Below are 17,281 nucleotides of genomic sequence, written 5' to 3' on the forward strand. Positions count from 1 at the left end.
TGTTGTCAGTGATGACCTCTTCGCGAGCAGGCTCGCTCCCACAGTGTTACGCGTTCAACTGTGGGAGCGAGCCTGCTCGCGAATGGATTTCAGCAGCATATCAAGACTTGGATCAAAACCACTCATCCTGCATGCCCAGGCAAACATCATCCCGCGCCTCAAGAATCGTCAACTCATGGTGGCAAGCCGGGATTTCCCAGGTCAGGAAGTACCGCGCCGCCTGCAGCTTGCCTTTATAGAAGCTCGCATCCGCCGCATTGCCTTTGGCCAGCCCTTCCTCGGCGCGAATCGCCTGTTCCAGCCAGCGCCAGCCAATTACCGTGTGACCAAAAACTTTCAGGTACAGCGCCGAGTTCGCCAGGCTGCTGTTGACCTTGCCCTGGGCCAGGTCGGTCAGCAAGCCAATGGTCACCGTTTGCAGGCGCGCCACCAGTTTCTCCAGCGGTTCACGCAATGCGCTCAGCGTCTCATGAGCTTGCGCCCGCTCGGCGGTGTCGGCGATCAGGCGGATCAATTGCTTGAGCCCTGCGCCGCCGTTCTGCGCCAGTTTGCGCCCCAGCAAGTCTAGCGACTGAATGCCGTGGGTGCCTTCGTGGATCGGGTTCAGACGGTTGTCGCGGTAGTATTGTTCCACCGGGTATTCACGGGTGTAGCCGTGGCCGCCGAGGATCTGGATCGCCAGTTCGTTGGCCTTCAGGCAAAACTCCGACGGCCAGGATTTGACGATGGGGGTCAGCAAGTCCAACAGTTCATGGGCCTGTTTGCGTTCGGCTTCGGTCTCCAGTGTCGTGGTGTCATCAAACAGCCGCGCCGCGTACAACCCCAGGTCGAACGATCCTTCGACGTAGGCTTTTTGCGTCAGCAACATGCGCTTGACGTCGGCGTGCTGGATGATCGCCACCGGGGCGGTATTCGGATCCTTGCTGTCCGGCACGCGACCCTGAGGGCGTTCGCGGGCGTATTCCAGCGAATACAGGTAGCCGGCGTAGCCGAGCATCACCGCACCCATGCCGACGCCAATTCGCGCCTCGTTCATCATCTGGAACATGTAGCTCAAGCCATGATGCGGCTTGCCCACCAGATAGCCCACGCACTCGTCATTATCGCCGAAGTTCAGCGCGGTTGAGGTGGTGCCGCGCCAGCCCATCTTGTGGAAAAGCCCCGCCAGCAGCACGTCGTTGCGGTTGCCGAGGCTGCCGTCATCGTTGACCAGGAATTTGGGCACGATGAACAGCGAAATGCCCTTCACCCCGGCAGGTGCATCCGGCAGCTTGGCCAGGACCATGTGCACGATGTTTTCCGACAGCGGATGATCGCCGCCGGAGATGAAGATCTTGTTGCCCTTGAGTCGATAGGTGCCGTCGGACGCAGGCTCGGCTCGTGTACGAATATCCGACAGCGACGAACCTGCGTGGGGTTCGGTCAGGGCCATGGTGCCGAAGAAGCGGCCGTCGATCATTGGTTGCAGGAAACGGCGTTTCTGCTCCTCGGTACCGAAACTTTCAATCAGGTTGGCCGCGCCCATGGTCAGGAACGGGTAGGAGGTCGACGCCGCGTTGGCGGACTGAAAATGCGCGAAGCAGGCCTGCGACAACAGGGTAGGCAGTTGCATGCCACCCGCGTCGAAACTGCGCGCGGCATTGAGGAAGCCGGCTTCGAGGAAAGCGTCGACTGCCGGTTTCACTTCCGGAATCAGGATTGCCTGACCGTCCTCATAACGCGGCTCGTTCTCGTCACCCTTGCGATTGTGCGGGGCGAAGAATTTCTCGGCGATGTTGCGGGCGGTGCCGAGGGCGGCATCGAAGGTTTCGCGATTGTGTTCGGCGAAACGCTCACGCTGGGTCAGGCCCTCGGCATCGAGGACTTCATACAGCTCGAAAGCCAGATTGCGGGAACTGAGCAACGTCTCGGACATGGCGGCCTACCTTTTGTTGGAGTAGGGCGAGTCTAGGCGGGGGAATAGAGGCTGAACAGGATGATTGATGTCGGTGATGGAAGGGCAAAACACCGACCTGTAGGAGCCGGCTTGCTGGCGATCGATACTGCGCAGTTCACCTGATGCACCGCCATCGCCAGCAAGCCGGCTCCTACGGATTGTGTACAGGAAAAAAAATGGGCGCCGATGAGGGCGCCCATTTTGTAGCGTTAGACGTTCGGCGAATTTAGCCGATGGTCATCAGGCTGGCATTACCACCCGCAGCAGCGGTGTTAACGCTCAACGCACGCTCGATCACCAGGCGCTCCAACGCAATGTTGGTTTCACCCTGCGACAGACCCTGGACGCCGACAATGGCACCGGCACGCTTGGCCACTTGCTGGCAAACCGCGCGCAACTGGTCGGAATGGCCGTGATGCAGAACCGCATCAATCACCACGTCGTCCTTGTTCCAGTCGGAAACCAGCTTGATGCGTGCCTGGATGTCCTTCGGCAGACGGGCGAGCAAGGCCTTGGTCAGTTCAGCTTCCGGCCATACCGCCGAACCGCCGACAGCCAATACCGCAGCCAGTTGCGTCAGCAGGTCGCCTTCGACTTCCGCCAGGCACAGCACGTGCTCGCGCGGCAGGATCGCATAGCTGTTACGTTCGCCGGTCGGGCCGGCCAGGACGCGGGTGATACCGCTTTGCGATTGTGCGGCGAACTGCGCGCACAGGGTGCTCAGGTCGGCGAACTTGTTGCTGTCGGCCCAGGCTTTCAAGGCGGTCAGCGGTTTGCTCATGGCATCGCGAAGGCGAACGTCCGGTGCTACGGCAGCGTCCCCGCGAGCGAAGGATTGTTCGATCGCATCGGCAGGGCGGGTCGACAGCAGGCGGTACAGGTAGAGCGGACCACCGGCTTTCGGGCCAGTACCCGACAGGCCTTCGCCGCCGAACGGCTGCACGCCGACCACGGCACCCACGATGTTGCGGTTGACGTAGACGTTACCGGCATTGACGTTGTCGATCACCTTGGCGATGGTCTCGTCGATACGGGTGTGCACGCCCAGCGTCAGGCCGTAGCCGGAAGCGTTGATTTGGGCGATCAGTTGATCGATGTCCTTGCGCTTGTAGCGCACCACGTGCAGCACCGGGCCGAAAATCTCCCGTTGCAGTTCGTCGAAGCTTTCCAGTTCGATCAGCGTCGGCATCACGAAGGTGCCGCGTTTAACTTCTTCGGCGTCGGCGATGGCCACCTGGTACACGCTGCGACCTTTGTCGCGCATGGCCTGGATGTGCTTCTCGATGCCAGCCTTGGCTTCGGCGTCGATCACCGGGCCGATGTCCACGGACAGGCGCTCAGGGTTGCCGAGGCGGCTTTCAGCCATGGCACCCTTGAGCATTTCGATGACGCGATCGGCAGAATCTTCCTGCAGGCACAGCACGCGCAGGGCCGAGCAACGCTGGCCGGCGCTATCGAAGGCCGACGAAACCACATCGATCACCACCTGTTCGGTCAGTGCCGAAGAGTCGACGATCATCGCGTTCTGGCCACCGGTTTCGGCGATCAACGGAATCGGACGACCCTGGCTGTCCAGGCGGCCGGCAATGTTACGTTGCAGCAGACGCGCAACTTCGGTGGAACCGGTGAACATCACGCCTTTGACGCGATCGTCGCCCACCAGACCGGCGCCGACGGTTTCGCCACGGCCCGGCAGCAGTTGCAGGACGCCTTGTGGAATCCCGGCCTCGAGCAGCAGGCGCACGGCTTGAGCGGCGACCAGCGGCGTCTGTTCCGCAGGCTTGGCCAATACCGGGTTACCGGCGGCCAGCGCAGCAGCCACTTGGCCACTGAAGATTGCCAGCGGGAAGTTCCACGGGCTGATGCACACCACCGGGCCCAGCGGACGGTGGGCGTCATTGGTGAAATCGTTGCGAGCCTGCACCGCGTAATAACGCAGGAAGTCCACGGCCTCGCGCACTTCGGCGATGGCGTTGGCGAAGGTCTTGCCAGCTTCGCGAGCCAGCAGGCCCATCAGCGGCTGGATCTCGGCTTCCATCAGGTCGGCGGCGCGTTCCAGGATCGCGGCGCGTTCGGCCGGCGGGGTAGCCTGCCAGATCGGCGCGGCGTTCAGGGCGCACTGGATCGCATTGTCGACATCTTCGACGGTCGCTTCCTGTACATGGCCAACCACGTCACGCAAGTCGGACGGGTTCAAGACGGGCGCAGGGGTTTCGCTGCTGGAAGCGCAACCAAGCATCGGCGCGGCCTTCCAGTCGTTGTGCGCGGTGGCCAGCAGGGCGCAGGACAAGGACGCCAGGCGATGTTCGTTCGCCATGTCGATGCCGCTGGAGTTGGCGCGCTCGGAACCATACAGGTCGCGCGGCAGCGGGATGCGCGGGTGCGGCAGGCCGAAGCCACCTTCCACGGTCGCCATCTGCTCGATGCTCGCCACCGGGTCGGCCACCAATTCCTGGATAGAAATCGACTGGTCGGCAATGCGGTTGACGAACGAAGTGTTGGCGCCGTTTTCCAGCAGGCGACGTACCAGGTAGGCCAGGAGGGTTTCGTGGGTGCCGACCGGGGCGTACACGCGGCACGGGCGGTTCAGCTTGCCTTCGGAAACCTTGCCTACCACTTGTTCGTACAGGGGTTCACCCATGCCGTGCAGGCACTGGAACTCATACTGGCCCGGGTAATAGTTCTGACCGGCAATGTGATAAATGGCCGACAGGGTGTGGGCGTTGTGCGTGGCGAACTGCGGGTAGATGACTTCCGGCACCGACAGCAGTTTGCGCGCGCAAGCGATGTAGGACACGTCGGTGTACACCTTGCGGGTGTAGACCGGGTAGCCTTCCAGGCCTTCGACCTGGGCGCGCTTGATCTCGCTGTCCCAGTACGCGCCTTTCACCAGGCGGATCATCAGGCGATGACGGCTGCGGCGAGCCAGGTCGATCACGTAGTCGATCACGTACGGGCAACGCTTCTGATAAGCCTGGATCACGAAACCGATGCCGTTCCAGCCCGTCAGTTGCGGCTCGAAGCACAGGCGCTCGAGTAGATCCAGCGACAGTTCGAGGCGGTCGGCTTCTTCGGCGTCGATGTTCAGGCCGATGTCGTATTGCTTGGCCAGCAGGGTCAGCGACAGCAGGCGCGGGTACAGCTCATCCATCACGCGCTCGTACTGCGCACGGCTGTAGCGCGGGTGCAAGGCCGACAGCTTGATCGAAATGCCCGGACCTTCATAAATACCGCGACCGTGGGACGCTTTGCCGATCGAGTGGATGGCTTGTTCGTACGAGGCCAGGTACTTCTGCGCGTCGTGCTCGGTCAGTGCGGCTTCACCGAGCATGTCGTAGGAATAGCGGAAGCCCTTGGCTTCGAACTTGCTGGCGTTGGCCAGGGCTTCGGCGATGGTCTCGCCGGTGACGAACTGCTCGCCCATCAGGCGCATCGCCATGTCGACGCCCTTGCGGATCATCGGCTCGCCGCTCTTGCCGATGATGCGGCTGAGGGACGAAGTCAGGCCCGCTTCGTTATGCGTGGACACCAGCTTGCCGGTCAGCAGCAGGCCCCAGGTCGCGGCGTTGACGAACAGCGACGGGCTGTTGCCCAGGTGTGGCTGCCAGTTGCCGGTACTGATCTTGTCGCGGATCAGGGCGTCACGGGTGCCTTTGTCTGGAATGCGCAACAGCGCCTCGGCCAGGCACATCAGCGCCACGCCTTCCTGGGACGACAGGGAGAACTCTTGCAGCAGGCCCTGAACGATACCGGCACGGCCGCCGGCGCTCTTCTGGTTGCGCAGTTTTTCCGCGATCGAGGCCGCGAGCTTGTTGGTGGCTTCGGCCATCGGTGCCGGCAGGCGAGCCTGCTCGATCAGCATTGGCACCACTTCCGGTTCCGGGCGACGGTACGCGGCGGTGATCGAGGCACGCAGGACCGATTGCGGCAGGATGCTCTCGGCGAACTCGAGGAAGCACTGGTGCGCGTGGTCGACATGGACGTCGCCCGCTTCGTCGGTGTCTCGGGCGATACCGTTGAGCTCGGACAGGGTTGCACCACCCTCGAGTTTTTCCAGGTAATTGAAAATTGCCTGCTTGATCAGCCAGTGCGGCGTGCGATCAATCGAGGTCGCGGCAGCCTTGAGGCGTTCGCGGGTCGGGTCATCGAGTTTGACCCCAAGGGTGGTGGTAGCCATGTTTTTATCCTCATGTTTGCCACGACTGCGTGGCATCAGCTGGCGCAAAGATTAGCCGTGTGATGAATGAGGTGCAACCGGGTGCAACCCTTTTTTTGCGGGAATAAACGGCAGTTCGTCAGGAAAAAAATTCCACTGCGCCATTACCGCATCGCCTTGGTGCTTTTTGAGTGGAAAGCCAATCGTTCTTGCTCCGAAAAGGAGCAAAAACCCTGGTTTGATATAAATTTCCGACTAGGTGCAACTTATTCTCCAGAAATGGGTTGCACCTTATTTGCTTTGTTGCATAGCATTCGCGCCCAAGGTGCAACCAGTCGCAAGGCTGGTGTGCCGGCCGATGGCTTTCCTGGGGAAACATCGGTCATAAATGCGCGGGATCCCGGATCGTCTGTCAAACGTCACCGTTTGCCAGCACTTCACCAGCCGCCGCTACATAAAAACAAAGCCAGGGCATCACTTAAATGAGCGTAAGCAATCCAACCCTGATCACGTTCGTGATCTACATCGCAGCAATGGTGCTGATCGGCTTCATGGCCTATCGCTCCACCAACAACCTTTCCGACTACATCCTGGGCGGCCGTAGCCTGGGCAGTGTCGTGACCGCGTTGTCCGCCGGTGCATCCGACATGAGCGGCTGGTTGTTGATGGGCCTGCCGGGCGCCATCTACATGTCCGGTCTGTCCGAGAGCTGGATCGCCATCGGCCTGATCATCGGGGCTTACCTGAACTGGCTGTTCGTCGCCGGCCGTCTGCGCGTGCAGACCGAGCACAATGGCGATGCGCTGACCCTGCCGGACTACTTCTCCAGCCGTTTCGAAGATAAAAGCGGCCTGCTGCGGATCATCTCCGCCGTTGTGATCCTGGTGTTCTTCACCATCTATTGCGCTTCCGGCATCGTGGCTGGCGCCCGTCTGTTCGAAAGCACCTTCGGCATGTCCTACGAGACGGCGCTGTGGGCCGGTGCTGCGGCGACCATTGCCTACACCTTCGTGGGCGGTTTCCTGGCGGTCAGCTGGACTGACACCGTGCAAGCCACGCTGATGATCTTCGCCCTGTTGCTGACGCCGATCATCGTGCTGCTGGCCACCGGCGGCGTCGACACCACGTTCCTGGCCATCGAAGCGCAAGATCCAAGCAATTTCGACATGCTGAAAAACACCACCTTCATCGGCATCATCTCGCTGATGGGCTGGGGCCTGGGCTACTTCGGCCAGCCGCATATCCTGGCGCGGTTCATGGCGGCCGATTCGGTGAAATCGATTGCCAAAGCCCGTCGCATCTCCATGGCCTGGATGATCCTGTGCCTGGGCGGCACCGTGGCTGTCGGTTTCTTCGGTATCGCCTACTTCTCGGCCAACCCGGCCGTGGCCATGCCGGTCAGTGAAAACCACGAGCGTGTGTTCATCGAACTAGCCAAAATCCTCTTCAACCCATGGGTTGCCGGCGTTTTGCTGTCGGCCATCCTGGCTGCCGTCATGAGCACCCTGAGCTGCCAGTTGCTGGTGTGCTCGAGCGCCCTGACCGAAGACTTCTACAAGACCTTCCTGCGCAAATCCGCTTCCCAGGTTGAACTGGTCTGGGTCGGCCGCGCCATGGTGCTGCTGGTTGCCCTGATCGCCATCGCCATGGCGGCCAACCCGGAAAACCGTGTACTGGGCCTGGTGAGCTACGCCTGGGCAGGTTTCGGTGCCGCGTTCGGTCCGGTCGTACTGATCTCCGTGATCTGGAAAGACATGACCCGCAACGGCGCACTGGCCGGCATCCTGGTCGGCGCGATCACCGTGATTGTCTGGAAGCACTTCGAATTGCTGGGCCTGTACGAAATCATCCCTGGTTTCATCTTCGCCAGCCTGGCGATCTACATCGTCAGCAAGCTGGGCACGCCGACTGCTGGCATGCTGCAGCGCTTTGCTGCGGCTGAGGCGGATTTCCGTCTGAACAAGTGATGGGGATGAGCTGAGGCTCTGACCTTTCGCAAAAACGGCCCGTCTCCTACTGGAGGTGGGCCGTTTTTTTTGGGCGGAGGCTTACGAAATTTCCGGGCAAGGTCCTAGGACGTTTCCTTCAAGACGTAGCGGTTTCCATGAACTGGTGGGGCGTAGGTTTCATGGATAGTCTTTGGTGGTCACTGACTATTCAGTGGTGGGGTGTAGGAACCCGTTAAGACCATGAGAAACGCTTTGACGTCGACACTGATTTGCGGCCACTAACGTGCGCCCGTAAGATCTGTTGCGGCGGCTGTGCGCGGGCACGCTTCGGCGTGGTCGAGTTCTCTGGTCTCGATATTCCTACCCCGCGTATGGCTGCCACCCAAGCCTGTAGGAAGGCCGATGGTAGCCCCGCTTCTACCAGAGGATAAAAAATGCAAGCCATTCATCCCGATCCACCCTACGAAAAGCCGATCCCCCATCCCGACAACCGCTTCATGGCATTGACCAGCAACTGCACCGACATGCCCACGCTGTTCGTCGACACCCACGCGCCACTCGACATCCTTACCGATGCCGCAAACTACAGAATCCGCGCAGTTACCCAAGTGCTTGACAATCTGTCGATGCGCGGCTCGATCGAGTGCGAGTCCTTCATCCTCAGCGACTTTGCCTTACTCTGCGCCATTCCGTTGCGCGATGGCTGTGACGTGCTGGATGTGGTTGGGCGGCGGTTGCGGGCGCGGCCTTCATCAGGGGCGTAGGCCTCGCCAATGGGCGGAGTTCGTTCATGTAAAAAATGGTTCGCAGCTTGATAGTGCGGATCTTTTTTGGGTATTTCCACTGTAGGGGCGAGCATGCTCGCGATGAACCTGAGAACGCCGTGGGGTGTCAGGCACCCAGCGTCATCGTTGACGACCATCGCGAGCATGCTCGCTCCTACAGTTTCCTAGGATTCTGTGACGAACCCATTTTTTGGGAAGCCAGGACCGAAAACAGGCTTAGTCATTCAGTTTTCGTGGTCCTTTTCAGTGCGGCTCGTAAGACATTTCCTGATTTTCTCAACCATCTTGAGTTTCCTCTCTGTCCACGTACTTTGCGTTAAGCCACTCATGCCGAGTCGGCTTATCGATCGTTAACAGGGGTGCGCTTTTCATGACTGGGGCGCCCGTAGAGAGGGAGATCAGCAATGGCACAAGGACATTTCATTCGCCTGGGTGACAAGACCACTTGCGGTGGCCAAGTTTTGGAGGCCGACACGCGGGTCATGATGTTTGGCATCGCCCATGCTCGTGAAGGCGACCGGGTTTCCTGCGGCAAGAACGACGAAACCTACACCATCGTGGGAGGCGTCTCCTACATCAACAGTCATGGCAGGATCGTGGCGGGCTCGCTGGACAGCTTCAGCACTTGTCCGTGCAGAGCCAGGTTGATCCCCTCGGTGTTTACCGCCACTTATGAGTCGCGTAGCAGTGCTGCGCCCCAGACCACAAGGGCCGCGGCGCAACCGAACACACCTCTCGCCAGCAATCCGGCACCACGATCAGCCGGTTTCGCGCCTGCGTCGAGCACTCCCAAGCCAGTGCCCTTAGGCAGTGCAGCTGCCCAAGAGCCAGGCTTCTACATCGTGCCCAAAAGCACCACCCGCGAAGAGCTCGAAGCCTCCTTGTTCACCCTGCGTGACCCGGCGGTGATGGGCAAATTCAAGCTGCTCAATCCCAACCTGCGCGACGTCAAAGCCGGTTCGATGATCGTGCTGAGCGACCCGAACAACTACCAGTGCACCCGTGAAGAAGCCCTGCTCATGGATGTGGCAGCCAAGACCAACCAGATCATTGAAACGCTTAGCCCTGAAGAAGCGGATTTCATGGTGCAACACCGTGATGTCATCCAGACCTTCCTGACCTATGGCTCGAACGCTACTGGCATTGGCGCGAGCGTGTTCAAGAACAACCTGGACAATGTAGGCAATGCCTTGAGGGATATTGAAGCGTTGCAAAAGAATACGCTGCAAAGAGATGGGCACCTGCGTTCGCCAGCGTTCTTTGTAGAGCGCCAGCGTCTGCTCGCGCAACTGAACAGCCATATGACGACGCTGACCCGCAAGGGCATTGGATTCCCTGACCATATCAATTTGAAAAAAATGTTGGGGATTTCCAGTCAAAGCATGGTCCACCACTGGACCAATGCCAGTCCCGGGGGGCAAATACCGGGTCATGCGAGCCATCTTCAAGGTGTGGCGAAGGCTTCTAAGTACGTCAAATACGGCGGTTGGGTAGGGACTGCAGTCGGCGGTGGAGCATCTGCCATGAAGGTGCAGGATGTGTGTACGGCTGGAAATACCGAGGCTTGCGAGCGGGTTAAGTTTACTGAAGCAGGGAGTTTTACCGGAGGAGTTGTAGGTGGCGCAATCGCAGGTGCAGCTCTATCAACCTCCGCAGTCGGCGGACTTTGTGTTGGGCTGGGTATACCATCAGGCGGTGTGGGATTACTGGTCTGTAGTATTGTTGTGGTGGGGGTAGGCTCCTTTTCTTCCAGCGCTATTGGGGGCGCTGTTGGTGAAGTAATGGGCGAGCGTATTTTCGAGGCCACTCAATGAGCGTTAGCGTTGCAGACGCACTATTTCTGGCATCAGGGCTAGTAGTTTTCGGTGGGGCACTTGTTGTTTTTGGGGTTGCATTGCACCTGGGCTACACCAAGGGAGACGTCATGTCTGAGCATTTCCAAAACAGTTCTCCACTTATAACTGTTGCAGTGCGCATAGACAAAGGATTGAGGGGTAAGACTCGGATGGTTTACTCAATATCCAGTGTCGTTACGTTTCCCCGCTTTTTTCTGAAGCGCGGCCTTGTCACTGCTGAGGATATCGACAATTTCCCCCATGACCTCAGGCGAAAGCTTGTAGTGCTGCAATGGACTCTTCTAGGGGTGGTAGCAGGGATGGTGCTACTTGGCCTTATAGTGATGTCGGGGATATACAGGTAACTACTCCATAAATATGGGCATCCAACTTGTTTGGCGTGCCCATTCATCATTCCGCTCCGCGATGTAAGTTGGCCGCTCGGCCGCGAGCCCCTGACTTGCCGCCCAGTAAAAGGTAAACTTGCCGGCCTTCGCAGGAGCAACCATGAATTATCGCCACGCCTTCCATGCCGGCAATCACGCCGATGTGTTCAAACACCTGACCTTGACCCGCCTCATCGCCCTGATGTCGCGCAAGGAGCAGCCGTTTGCCTATCTCGATACGCACGCCGGCATTGGCCTGTACGACCTCCAGGGCGATCAGGCCAGCCGGACCGGTGAGTATCTGGAAGGCATCGCGCGTTTGTGGGATCAGCCGGATCTGCCGATCCTGACTGCCGATTACATGCAGGTGTTGCATGAGATGAACCCGGACGGCCAGTTGCGTTTTTACCCGGGCTCACCGGAGTTGGCGCGGCGCCTGACGCGCCCGCAGGACCGGGTGTTGCTCAACGAGAAGCACCCGGAAGATGGCGTGCTGCTCAAGGACAACATGGCCGGTGATCGTCGGGTCAAGGTGCATCTCGGCGAAGGCTGGCATGTGCCGCGGGCGTTGTTGCCGGTGCCGGAGAAGCGGGCGGTGATGTTGATTGATCCGCCGTTCGAAAAACTCGACGAGATGCAGCGCTGCGCCGCGGCCTTGAAAGAGGCGGTCGGGCGGATGCGCCAGACTGTGGCGGCGATCTGGTATCCGGTGAAGGATCAGCGCGCGCTGCGGCGGTTCTATCAGGACCTGGCCGGTACCGGTGCGCCGAAGTTGTTGCGGGTGGAGCTGCTGGTGCATCCGCTGGATACGCCTGACAGCCTGAACGGCTCCGGCCTGGCCATTGCCAATCCGCCGTGGGGGCTGGAGGAAGATTTGCGCGAGTTGCTGCCGTGGTTGTCCGAGAAGCTCGGGCAGACCCAGGGTGGGTGGCGAATGGATTGGTTGATCGCCGAATGAGGCGTTGATCGTTCCCACGCTCTGCGTGGGAATGCAGCCCGGGACGCTCCGCGTCCCAAATCAAAAGCCGAACGCGGAGCGTCCGTTGAGCCATTCCCACGCAGAGCGTGGGAACGATTAGCGTGAGAGCGCTCGGGCAGTGGTCAGATCGGGCAGGTCACGCCGGTGCCGCCAATGCCGCAATAGCCTTCCGGGTTCTTGGCCAGGTACTGCTGGTGGTACGCCTCGGCGAAGTAGAACGTCGGCGCTTCGTCGATTTCGGTGGTGATGATGCCCTTGCCGGCCTTGGTCAGTTCGACCTGGAACACTTGTGCGCTTTTTTTCGCGGCTTCCAGTTGGGCCGGGTTGGTAGCGTAGATCACCGAACGATACTGGGTGCCGAGGTCGTTGCCCTGGCGCATGCCTTGGGTCGGGTTGTGCAGTTCCCAGAACATCTTCAGCAGTGCTTCGTAGCTGACCTTTGCCGGCTCGTAGACCACCAGCACGACTTCGCTATGGCCGGTCAAGCCGGAGCAGACTTCTTCGTAAGTCGGGTTCGGGGTGAAGCCGCCAGCGTAACCTACGGCCGTGCTGACCACGCCTTCCCGCTGCCAGAACTTGCGCTCCGCGCCCCAGAAGCAGCCAAGGCCGAAGATCGCAAAATCCACATCCATCGCGAATGGGCCCAGTAGCGGGGCGTCGTGGACGAAGTGTTTTTCCGGCACGGTCATGGGGGTTTCGCGGCCAGGCAGAGCTTGTTCTTTTGTTGGGAGCACGTTTTTGTTCACCAGAATTTCCGAGCGCAGAACCATCTTCAGTCCTCTCAGTCGTTGGAATAATCAGAAATGCAGTTTGCCCGAGAGTTGACGCGATGTCAGGCAATCGGGCCGCGCGGATAGCGTTTGAGCTTGTCGATCAGGTCGAGGCCCGGGATCGGTTGGTCGAACAGGTAGCCCTGGCCGACGTCGCAACGGTGGCGACGCAGGAAGGCCAACTGCTCGGCGGTCTCGATGCCTTCGGCCACGACCTTGAGTTTCAGGTTGTGAGCCATGGCAATCACGGCAGAGGTGATTTCCATGTCGTCCTGGTTATCCGGGATTTCGTGAATGAAGCTTCGATCGATCTTGATGATGTCGATGGGGAATTTTTTCAAGTAACTGAGCGACGAGTAACCGGTGCCGAAATCGTCCATCGCCAGGGTCAGCCCCAGGCGCTTGAGCTGGTCGAGCTGCAGGCGAGTGTCATCGGTGGCTTCCAGCAACAAGCCTTCGGTCAGTTCCAGTTCCAGCAGGCGCGAGGGCAGTGCTTCCTCCTTGAGGATGTTGGCGATGGACGCCACCAGGTCCGGGTCGGAGAACTGCTTGGGCGACAGGTTGATTGCCACCTGCAGGTTGCCCAGGCCGGCGGCGGTCAGCGCCTTGCTCATGCGGCAGGCCTGGCGGGCGATCCATTTGCCGATCGGAATGATCAGGCCGGTTTCTTCGGCAACACTGATGAACTGGTCCGGGCGGATCATGCCCTTTTCCGGGTGGTTCCAGCGCAACAGCGCCTCCATTCCCAGCAGGCGTCCGCTGCGCAGGCAGAGCTTGGGTTGGTAGAACACGTCCAGTTCGTTCTGGGTCAGGGCGCGGCGCAGGTTGTTTTCGACGAACAACTTGTAGCTGGCTTCGGCGTTCAGGGCTTCGGTGAAAACCTGCACCTGATGTTTGCCGTTGGCCTTGGCCTTGTGCAGAGCCAGGCCGGCGTTACGCATCAGGGTCTGCGGGTCTCGCCCATGCAGGGGCGCGCAAGCCAGGCCAACAGAGCCGGTCACGCTGATCAATTGGTTGTCGACGAACATCGGTTTGTCGAGGGTCGTGAGCAACTGGTTGGCGACCTGCTGCCCGAGTTCAAGGCCAGTGTTGTCGAGCAAGACCGCGAACTCGTTGCTGGCAAACCGCGCCAGGCTGCCGCCCGGGTTGAGGCTGTTGCGCAGGCGCCGGGCCAGGCTGATCAGCAGCTTGTCGCCGGTCTGGTGGCCGAGGCTGTCGTTGATCCGCTTGAAGTTGTCGATGTCCACCAGTAGCAGGCTGATAGGTGCGTCACTGTCGCGGGCGAAGCGTTCATCGAGGTTGCGGATGAAAGCCGGGCGGTTGCCGAGGTTGGTCAGGTTATCGGTGTAGGCCAGGCGCTCGATGCGTTGCTGGGCGAGCTTGGTCTGTGTGATGTCTTCGTAGATACCGATGTAATGGGTCAACTCGCGGTTGTCGCCATAGACCTTGGATATCGACAGTTGCCCCCAGTAGGGTTCGAGGTTTTTGCGTCGACTCTTGAACTCCCCCTGCCAACTGTTGCTCTTGGCCAGCGCCGAGGGCGCGTCGAACAGCAGTTCACTGAGGTTCTCCAGTGCCGGCAGTTGCGCCAGGCGCTGGCCGTGGACTTCTTCGGTGGTGTACTGGGTGATTGCCGTGAAACTCGGGTTGACGTACTCGACGATGCCATCGCAATTGACCAGCAAAAAGGCGTTGGCGCTTTGCTCGACCGCACGCTGGAACAGATGCAGGGCGCTGGTGGCGGTGCGTCGATTGTGATTGCTGATGACCTGGGCGAACTGATCCGCCAGCTCGCCGGCGAAGGCGATTTCGTCCTGCTGCCAGGCGCGGGTCACGCCTGTTTGTTCCAGGCACAACACGCCGACCACCTGGCCGTCGACTCGAATGCTGGCATCGAGCATCGCGTTGACATCACGCGAGCGCAGGCTTTCGGCGATTTCCCGGGTGCGCGGGTCGCGCATGGCGTTGTGGGCGTCGATGGCGCGACCGGTATGCAGGGCGTCGAGGTAATCGGGGAACACGCTGACGTCGATGGGTGCCGGCAGCAGGTATTCCTGGGTCGAACGGTGATAGGCCGAGATGGGCGCCAGCATCGAGCCTTCCAGGTGCCACAGGCTGGCGCAGTCGATCTGGTAGATCTCGCAGGCGCTGCGCGTGATCAGTTTGGCGGCTTCCTGCAGGGAGTTGTTGCTGCTGTAGCGTTGGCGAGTCAGCAGCAGGATCAGGTCCTGCTGGGCGCGCACCCGGTCCAGATGCTGCAGTTGTTCCTGCTGGGCGCGCTGATTGAGCTCCAGGGCGATTTGCAGGCGCGAGTTCTGGGTTTCGAGATCCAGCGCTGGCAGCAGTGGGTCATCCTCGAACAGGCCGTCGATGACCAGCAGGTAGCCGCGCAGCAGGTGTCGATTGTGTTGTTTGTAGGCTTCGCCCAGCTCCAGCAGGTTCAGCGCGCCCGAGGCGGTGTGCAGGGTATAGCGGATCAGATAGTGGGTGCTCTCGCTCAACTGCGCCTGGATCGCGTCATGCAGCTGATAGCGTGCTTGCGCCTCCATCAGGCTGGCGTAGGGCGAACCGACCAGGGCGCACAGTTCCACGGCCGGCAGGCCAAACTGACGTTCGCAATTGGGATCGAGAAACAGCAGTGCCCAACTGGGTTCATTCAGCCGTTCGAAACGCAGCATGCCGAGCCGCGAGGGCACAGGCAACTGCGTCACTACCTCGGCCACCATACGGCTGGCGGCATCGGGTTGGCTTTTCATGGAGGGGACTCGCTTCGAATGTGCTGATCGCGCCGGGCTCTCGCCCTCTTTACTGTTGCCTGCGGCAAGGTTGCATCATTGCGACACTGACTGACAAGAGAGATGAAGGCCAAGTGCTATAAGAATATGTCGGCAGAGGCGAAGATTTCTCCAGCGCGTGACTGAAAGATTGTATTGAGCCCAAAAGATCGCAGCCTGTAGGAACTGCCGCAGGCTGCGATCTTTGCTTTTTAATGCAGCGAAATAGCGATCGATTGCAAAAGGCCGCCATCCCGGTCGTGATATCGCACCTGAACCCGTTCCGCGTCGACGATCAGGTGCGCGAAGTTATCCTGGCTGATGACCTTGCCCTTCAATTCGTGCCGATAATTGCCTTGAGCGGTTCGCGCGAGCGGCTGGTCAAGCAGGAAGGTAGACGCCTTCGCATAGGGCAGCAGTTTGCTGTTGCACAGGGGCGAGGAGACGATGGTGTGAACTTCAAAGCCCGGGTCCTCGCTGTGGGTCAGGCGGCTGATCAGTGAGCCATGGACGTCGCCTGATACGATGAAGACATTCTTGATCGCGTGTGTGCGAATCGTTTCCAGCAGCCGCAGCCGCTGTTCGGGAAAGCCTTTCCAGGCGTCATCACCCTGGCGCTTGCTGTCGGGATAGAACATGACGCTGGTGACCACGAATTTGACCCGGGCCGAGCTGTTGACCAGCCAGGTGCACAAGGCCTGCTCCTGCTCGATATCGAGGATGCGTCGGTCGCTGGCTGCAAGATTGCGCCGGGTTCGGCTGTCGGTGACAAACCACTCGATATCGCCATCGGCAAACAGGTACCAGTATTTGTCCAGCGTCTTGTCGACTTGGCCATCGGCGCAGAGTTCGTGTGCCGGGCCATGGCTGGCCTGGTAGATCTCATAGGCGTTTATCGCATTGGCATACAGAAAGTCATCGGACTTGTTTCTGTTGGCCGGCCAATTGTCTTCGATCTCATGATCATCCAGGATCATGTAAGTCGGCAGGGTCGACATTAACTTTGCAATGTTTGGCTGGGAAAAGGCCACGCGATACTTGAGAAGAATATCCTTGAGCTCGCGGTCCGGAGCAATGAGGTTCAAGTCATCGACATAGATCTGGTCGCCGGCCATCAGCATGGCGCTGATCGGCGGTTCGGCCTGCCCGGCCAGTCTTGATATTGTTGCGAACATCCTGTCACCCAGGTGCGGTTCGGCGGCAATGCCTGCGGTGAGGCGTAGATAGCGACAAGAGCCCACGACATAGGCCCTGGATTTTCCGGTCTGGTTCGAGCGGGTACGCAGGCGATGAATCTGCCCTGGCCATTGCAAGCTCAGTTCCTGCATTGCCTCGGCAGCGCACACAGGATGCATCGCGCTGAACCATCCAGCCTGATATTCATACACGGTGTCGGCAGCCAGGTCGCTGAGAGCCAGGACCGCGGACATGTCCCGGGCTTTCTCGAGTTCAGCGAAAATTTCGTTTGACCAATGCTCGTCATCGAGTCGCCGATAGCGAATGCCGGCGAATGCATGGGCGTCTTTACTTGATTCTCCACGCAAGAATATACGTGCATGGTTCGTGGTGGTGTGGCCGATGATCGGCCCGACAGTTGGTTTGAACATATTCGAATCCATTCGATTTTTAATCAATCGGCTTTAAATGGCCTTGCAGGCAAGGCTAGTTATTTGGCCTTGAAAAAAACCGGGCGCAAATGGATTCGATTTGT

At 59.7% G+C, this 17,281-nt stretch carries 10 protein-coding genes; 5 read left to right on the forward strand and 5 right to left on the reverse strand.

The genetic code is table 11. The features are described from left to right. Window positions 1-112 precede the first annotated feature (112 nt). Both QLG10_RS04445 and putA read right to left on the reverse strand, forming a co-directional pair. Window positions 113-1,915 (reverse strand): acyl-CoA dehydrogenase, encoded by a 1,803-nt coding sequence (locus QLG10_RS04445; protein WP_282485742.1) that lies wholly within the window; start codon window positions 1,913-1,915, stop codon window positions 113-115. A 247-nt stretch (window positions 1,916-2,162) separates the two neighbouring features. Next, on the reverse strand, window positions 2,163-6,113 hold the full coding sequence (gene putA, locus QLG10_RS04450) for a trifunctional transcriptional regulator/proline dehydrogenase/L-glutamate gamma-semialdehyde dehydrogenase (RefSeq protein WP_110755322.1): 3,951 nt from the start codon (window positions 6,111-6,113) through the stop codon (window positions 2,163-2,165). Window positions 6,114-6,194: 81 nt separating this feature from the next. Between putA and QLG10_RS04455 the strand changes: the two genes are divergently transcribed. The 5 genes from QLG10_RS04455 (at window position 6,195) to rlmJ (ending at window position 12,005) form a co-directional block, all read left to right on the forward strand. After that, the gene (locus QLG10_RS04455; RefSeq protein WP_282485746.1) at window positions 6,195-6,578 is read left to right on the forward strand and encodes a hypothetical protein; all 384 of its coding nucleotides are present in this window, start codon (window positions 6,195-6,197) and stop codon (window positions 6,576-6,578) included. Continuing rightward, the gene (putP, locus tag QLG10_RS04460) at window positions 6,575-8,059 is read left to right on the forward strand and encodes a sodium/proline symporter PutP (protein WP_033044748.1); all 1,485 of its coding nucleotides are present in this window, start codon (window positions 6,575-6,577) and stop codon (window positions 8,057-8,059) included. Before QLG10_RS04455 ends, putP begins: the two co-directional genes overlap by 4 nt. A 416-nt stretch (window positions 8,060-8,475) precedes the next feature. Next, entirely contained in the window at window positions 8,476-8,805 is a 330-nt protein-coding gene (locus QLG10_RS04465) for a hypothetical protein (RefSeq protein WP_282485749.1), read from the forward strand. A 425-nt stretch (window positions 8,806-9,230) separates the two neighbouring features. Further along, window positions 9,231-10,640 carry a PAAR domain-containing protein gene (locus QLG10_RS04470; RefSeq protein ID WP_282485751.1) on the forward strand — a complete coding sequence of 470 codons (1,410 nt, stop codon included), beginning with the start codon at window positions 9,231-9,233 and terminating at the stop codon, window positions 10,638-10,640. 528 nt (window positions 10,641-11,168) lie between these two features. Continuing rightward, on the forward strand, window positions 11,169-12,005 hold the full coding sequence (gene rlmJ / locus QLG10_RS04475) for a 23S rRNA (adenine(2030)-N(6))-methyltransferase RlmJ (protein WP_282485753.1): 837 nt from the start codon (window positions 11,169-11,171) through the stop codon (window positions 12,003-12,005). Between the two features lie 143 nt (window positions 12,006-12,148). On the opposite strand, the gene msrA is transcribed toward rlmJ, so the two are convergent. From msrA to QLG10_RS04490, 3 genes are all read right to left on the reverse strand, one after another. After that, on the reverse strand, window positions 12,149-12,796 hold the full coding sequence (gene msrA, locus QLG10_RS04480; protein ID WP_110754095.1) for a peptide-methionine (S)-S-oxide reductase MsrA: 648 nt from the start codon (window positions 12,794-12,796) through the stop codon (window positions 12,149-12,151). Between the two features lie 62 nt (window positions 12,797-12,858). Beyond that, a complete protein-coding gene (locus tag QLG10_RS04485; protein ID WP_282485756.1) occupies window positions 12,859-15,552 on the reverse strand; it encodes a GGDEF and EAL domain-containing protein in 2,694 nt (897 codons plus the stop codon). Between the two features lie 230 nt (window positions 15,553-15,782). Further along, window positions 15,783-17,177 carry an alkaline phosphatase D family protein gene (locus tag QLG10_RS04490; protein WP_282485758.1) on the reverse strand — a complete coding sequence of 465 codons (1,395 nt, stop codon included), beginning with the start codon at window positions 17,175-17,177 and terminating at the stop codon, window positions 15,783-15,785. Window positions 17,178-17,281 lie beyond the last annotated feature (104 nt).

The sequence above is a fragment of the Pseudomonas sp. V98_8 genome (assembly GCF_029967975.1).
GTDB classification, from domain to species: domain Bacteria; phylum Pseudomonadota; class Gammaproteobacteria; order Pseudomonadales; family Pseudomonadaceae; genus Aquipseudomonas; species Aquipseudomonas umsongensis.

Coding starts and splice junctions, on each gene's coding strand:
- QLG10_RS04465 (WP_282485749.1), top strand. CDS start 8,476: ATGCAAGCCATTCATCCCGATCCACCCTACGAAAAGCCGATCCCCCAT.
- putP (WP_033044748.1), top strand. CDS start 6,575: ATGAGCGTAAGCAATCCAACCCTGATCACGTTCGTGATCTACATCGCA.
- msrA (WP_110754095.1), bottom strand. CDS start 12,796: ATGGTTCTGCGCTCGGAAATTCTGGTGAACAAAAACGTGCTCCCAACA.
- QLG10_RS04490 (WP_282485758.1), bottom strand. CDS start 17,177: ATGTTCAAACCAACTGTCGGGCCGATCATCGGCCACACCACCACGAAC.
- putA (WP_110755322.1), bottom strand. CDS start 6,113: ATGGCTACCACCACCCTTGGGGTCAAACTCGATGACCCGACCCGCGAA.
- rlmJ (WP_282485753.1), top strand. CDS start 11,169: ATGAATTATCGCCACGCCTTCCATGCCGGCAATCACGCCGATGTGTTC.
- QLG10_RS04470 (WP_282485751.1), top strand. CDS start 9,231: ATGGCACAAGGACATTTCATTCGCCTGGGTGACAAGACCACTTGCGGT.
- QLG10_RS04485 (WP_282485756.1), bottom strand. CDS start 15,552: ATGAAAAGCCAACCCGATGCCGCCAGCCGTATGGTGGCCGAGGTAGTG.
- QLG10_RS04445 (WP_282485742.1), bottom strand. CDS start 1,915: ATGTCCGAGACGTTGCTCAGTTCCCGCAATCTGGCTTTCGAGCTGTAT.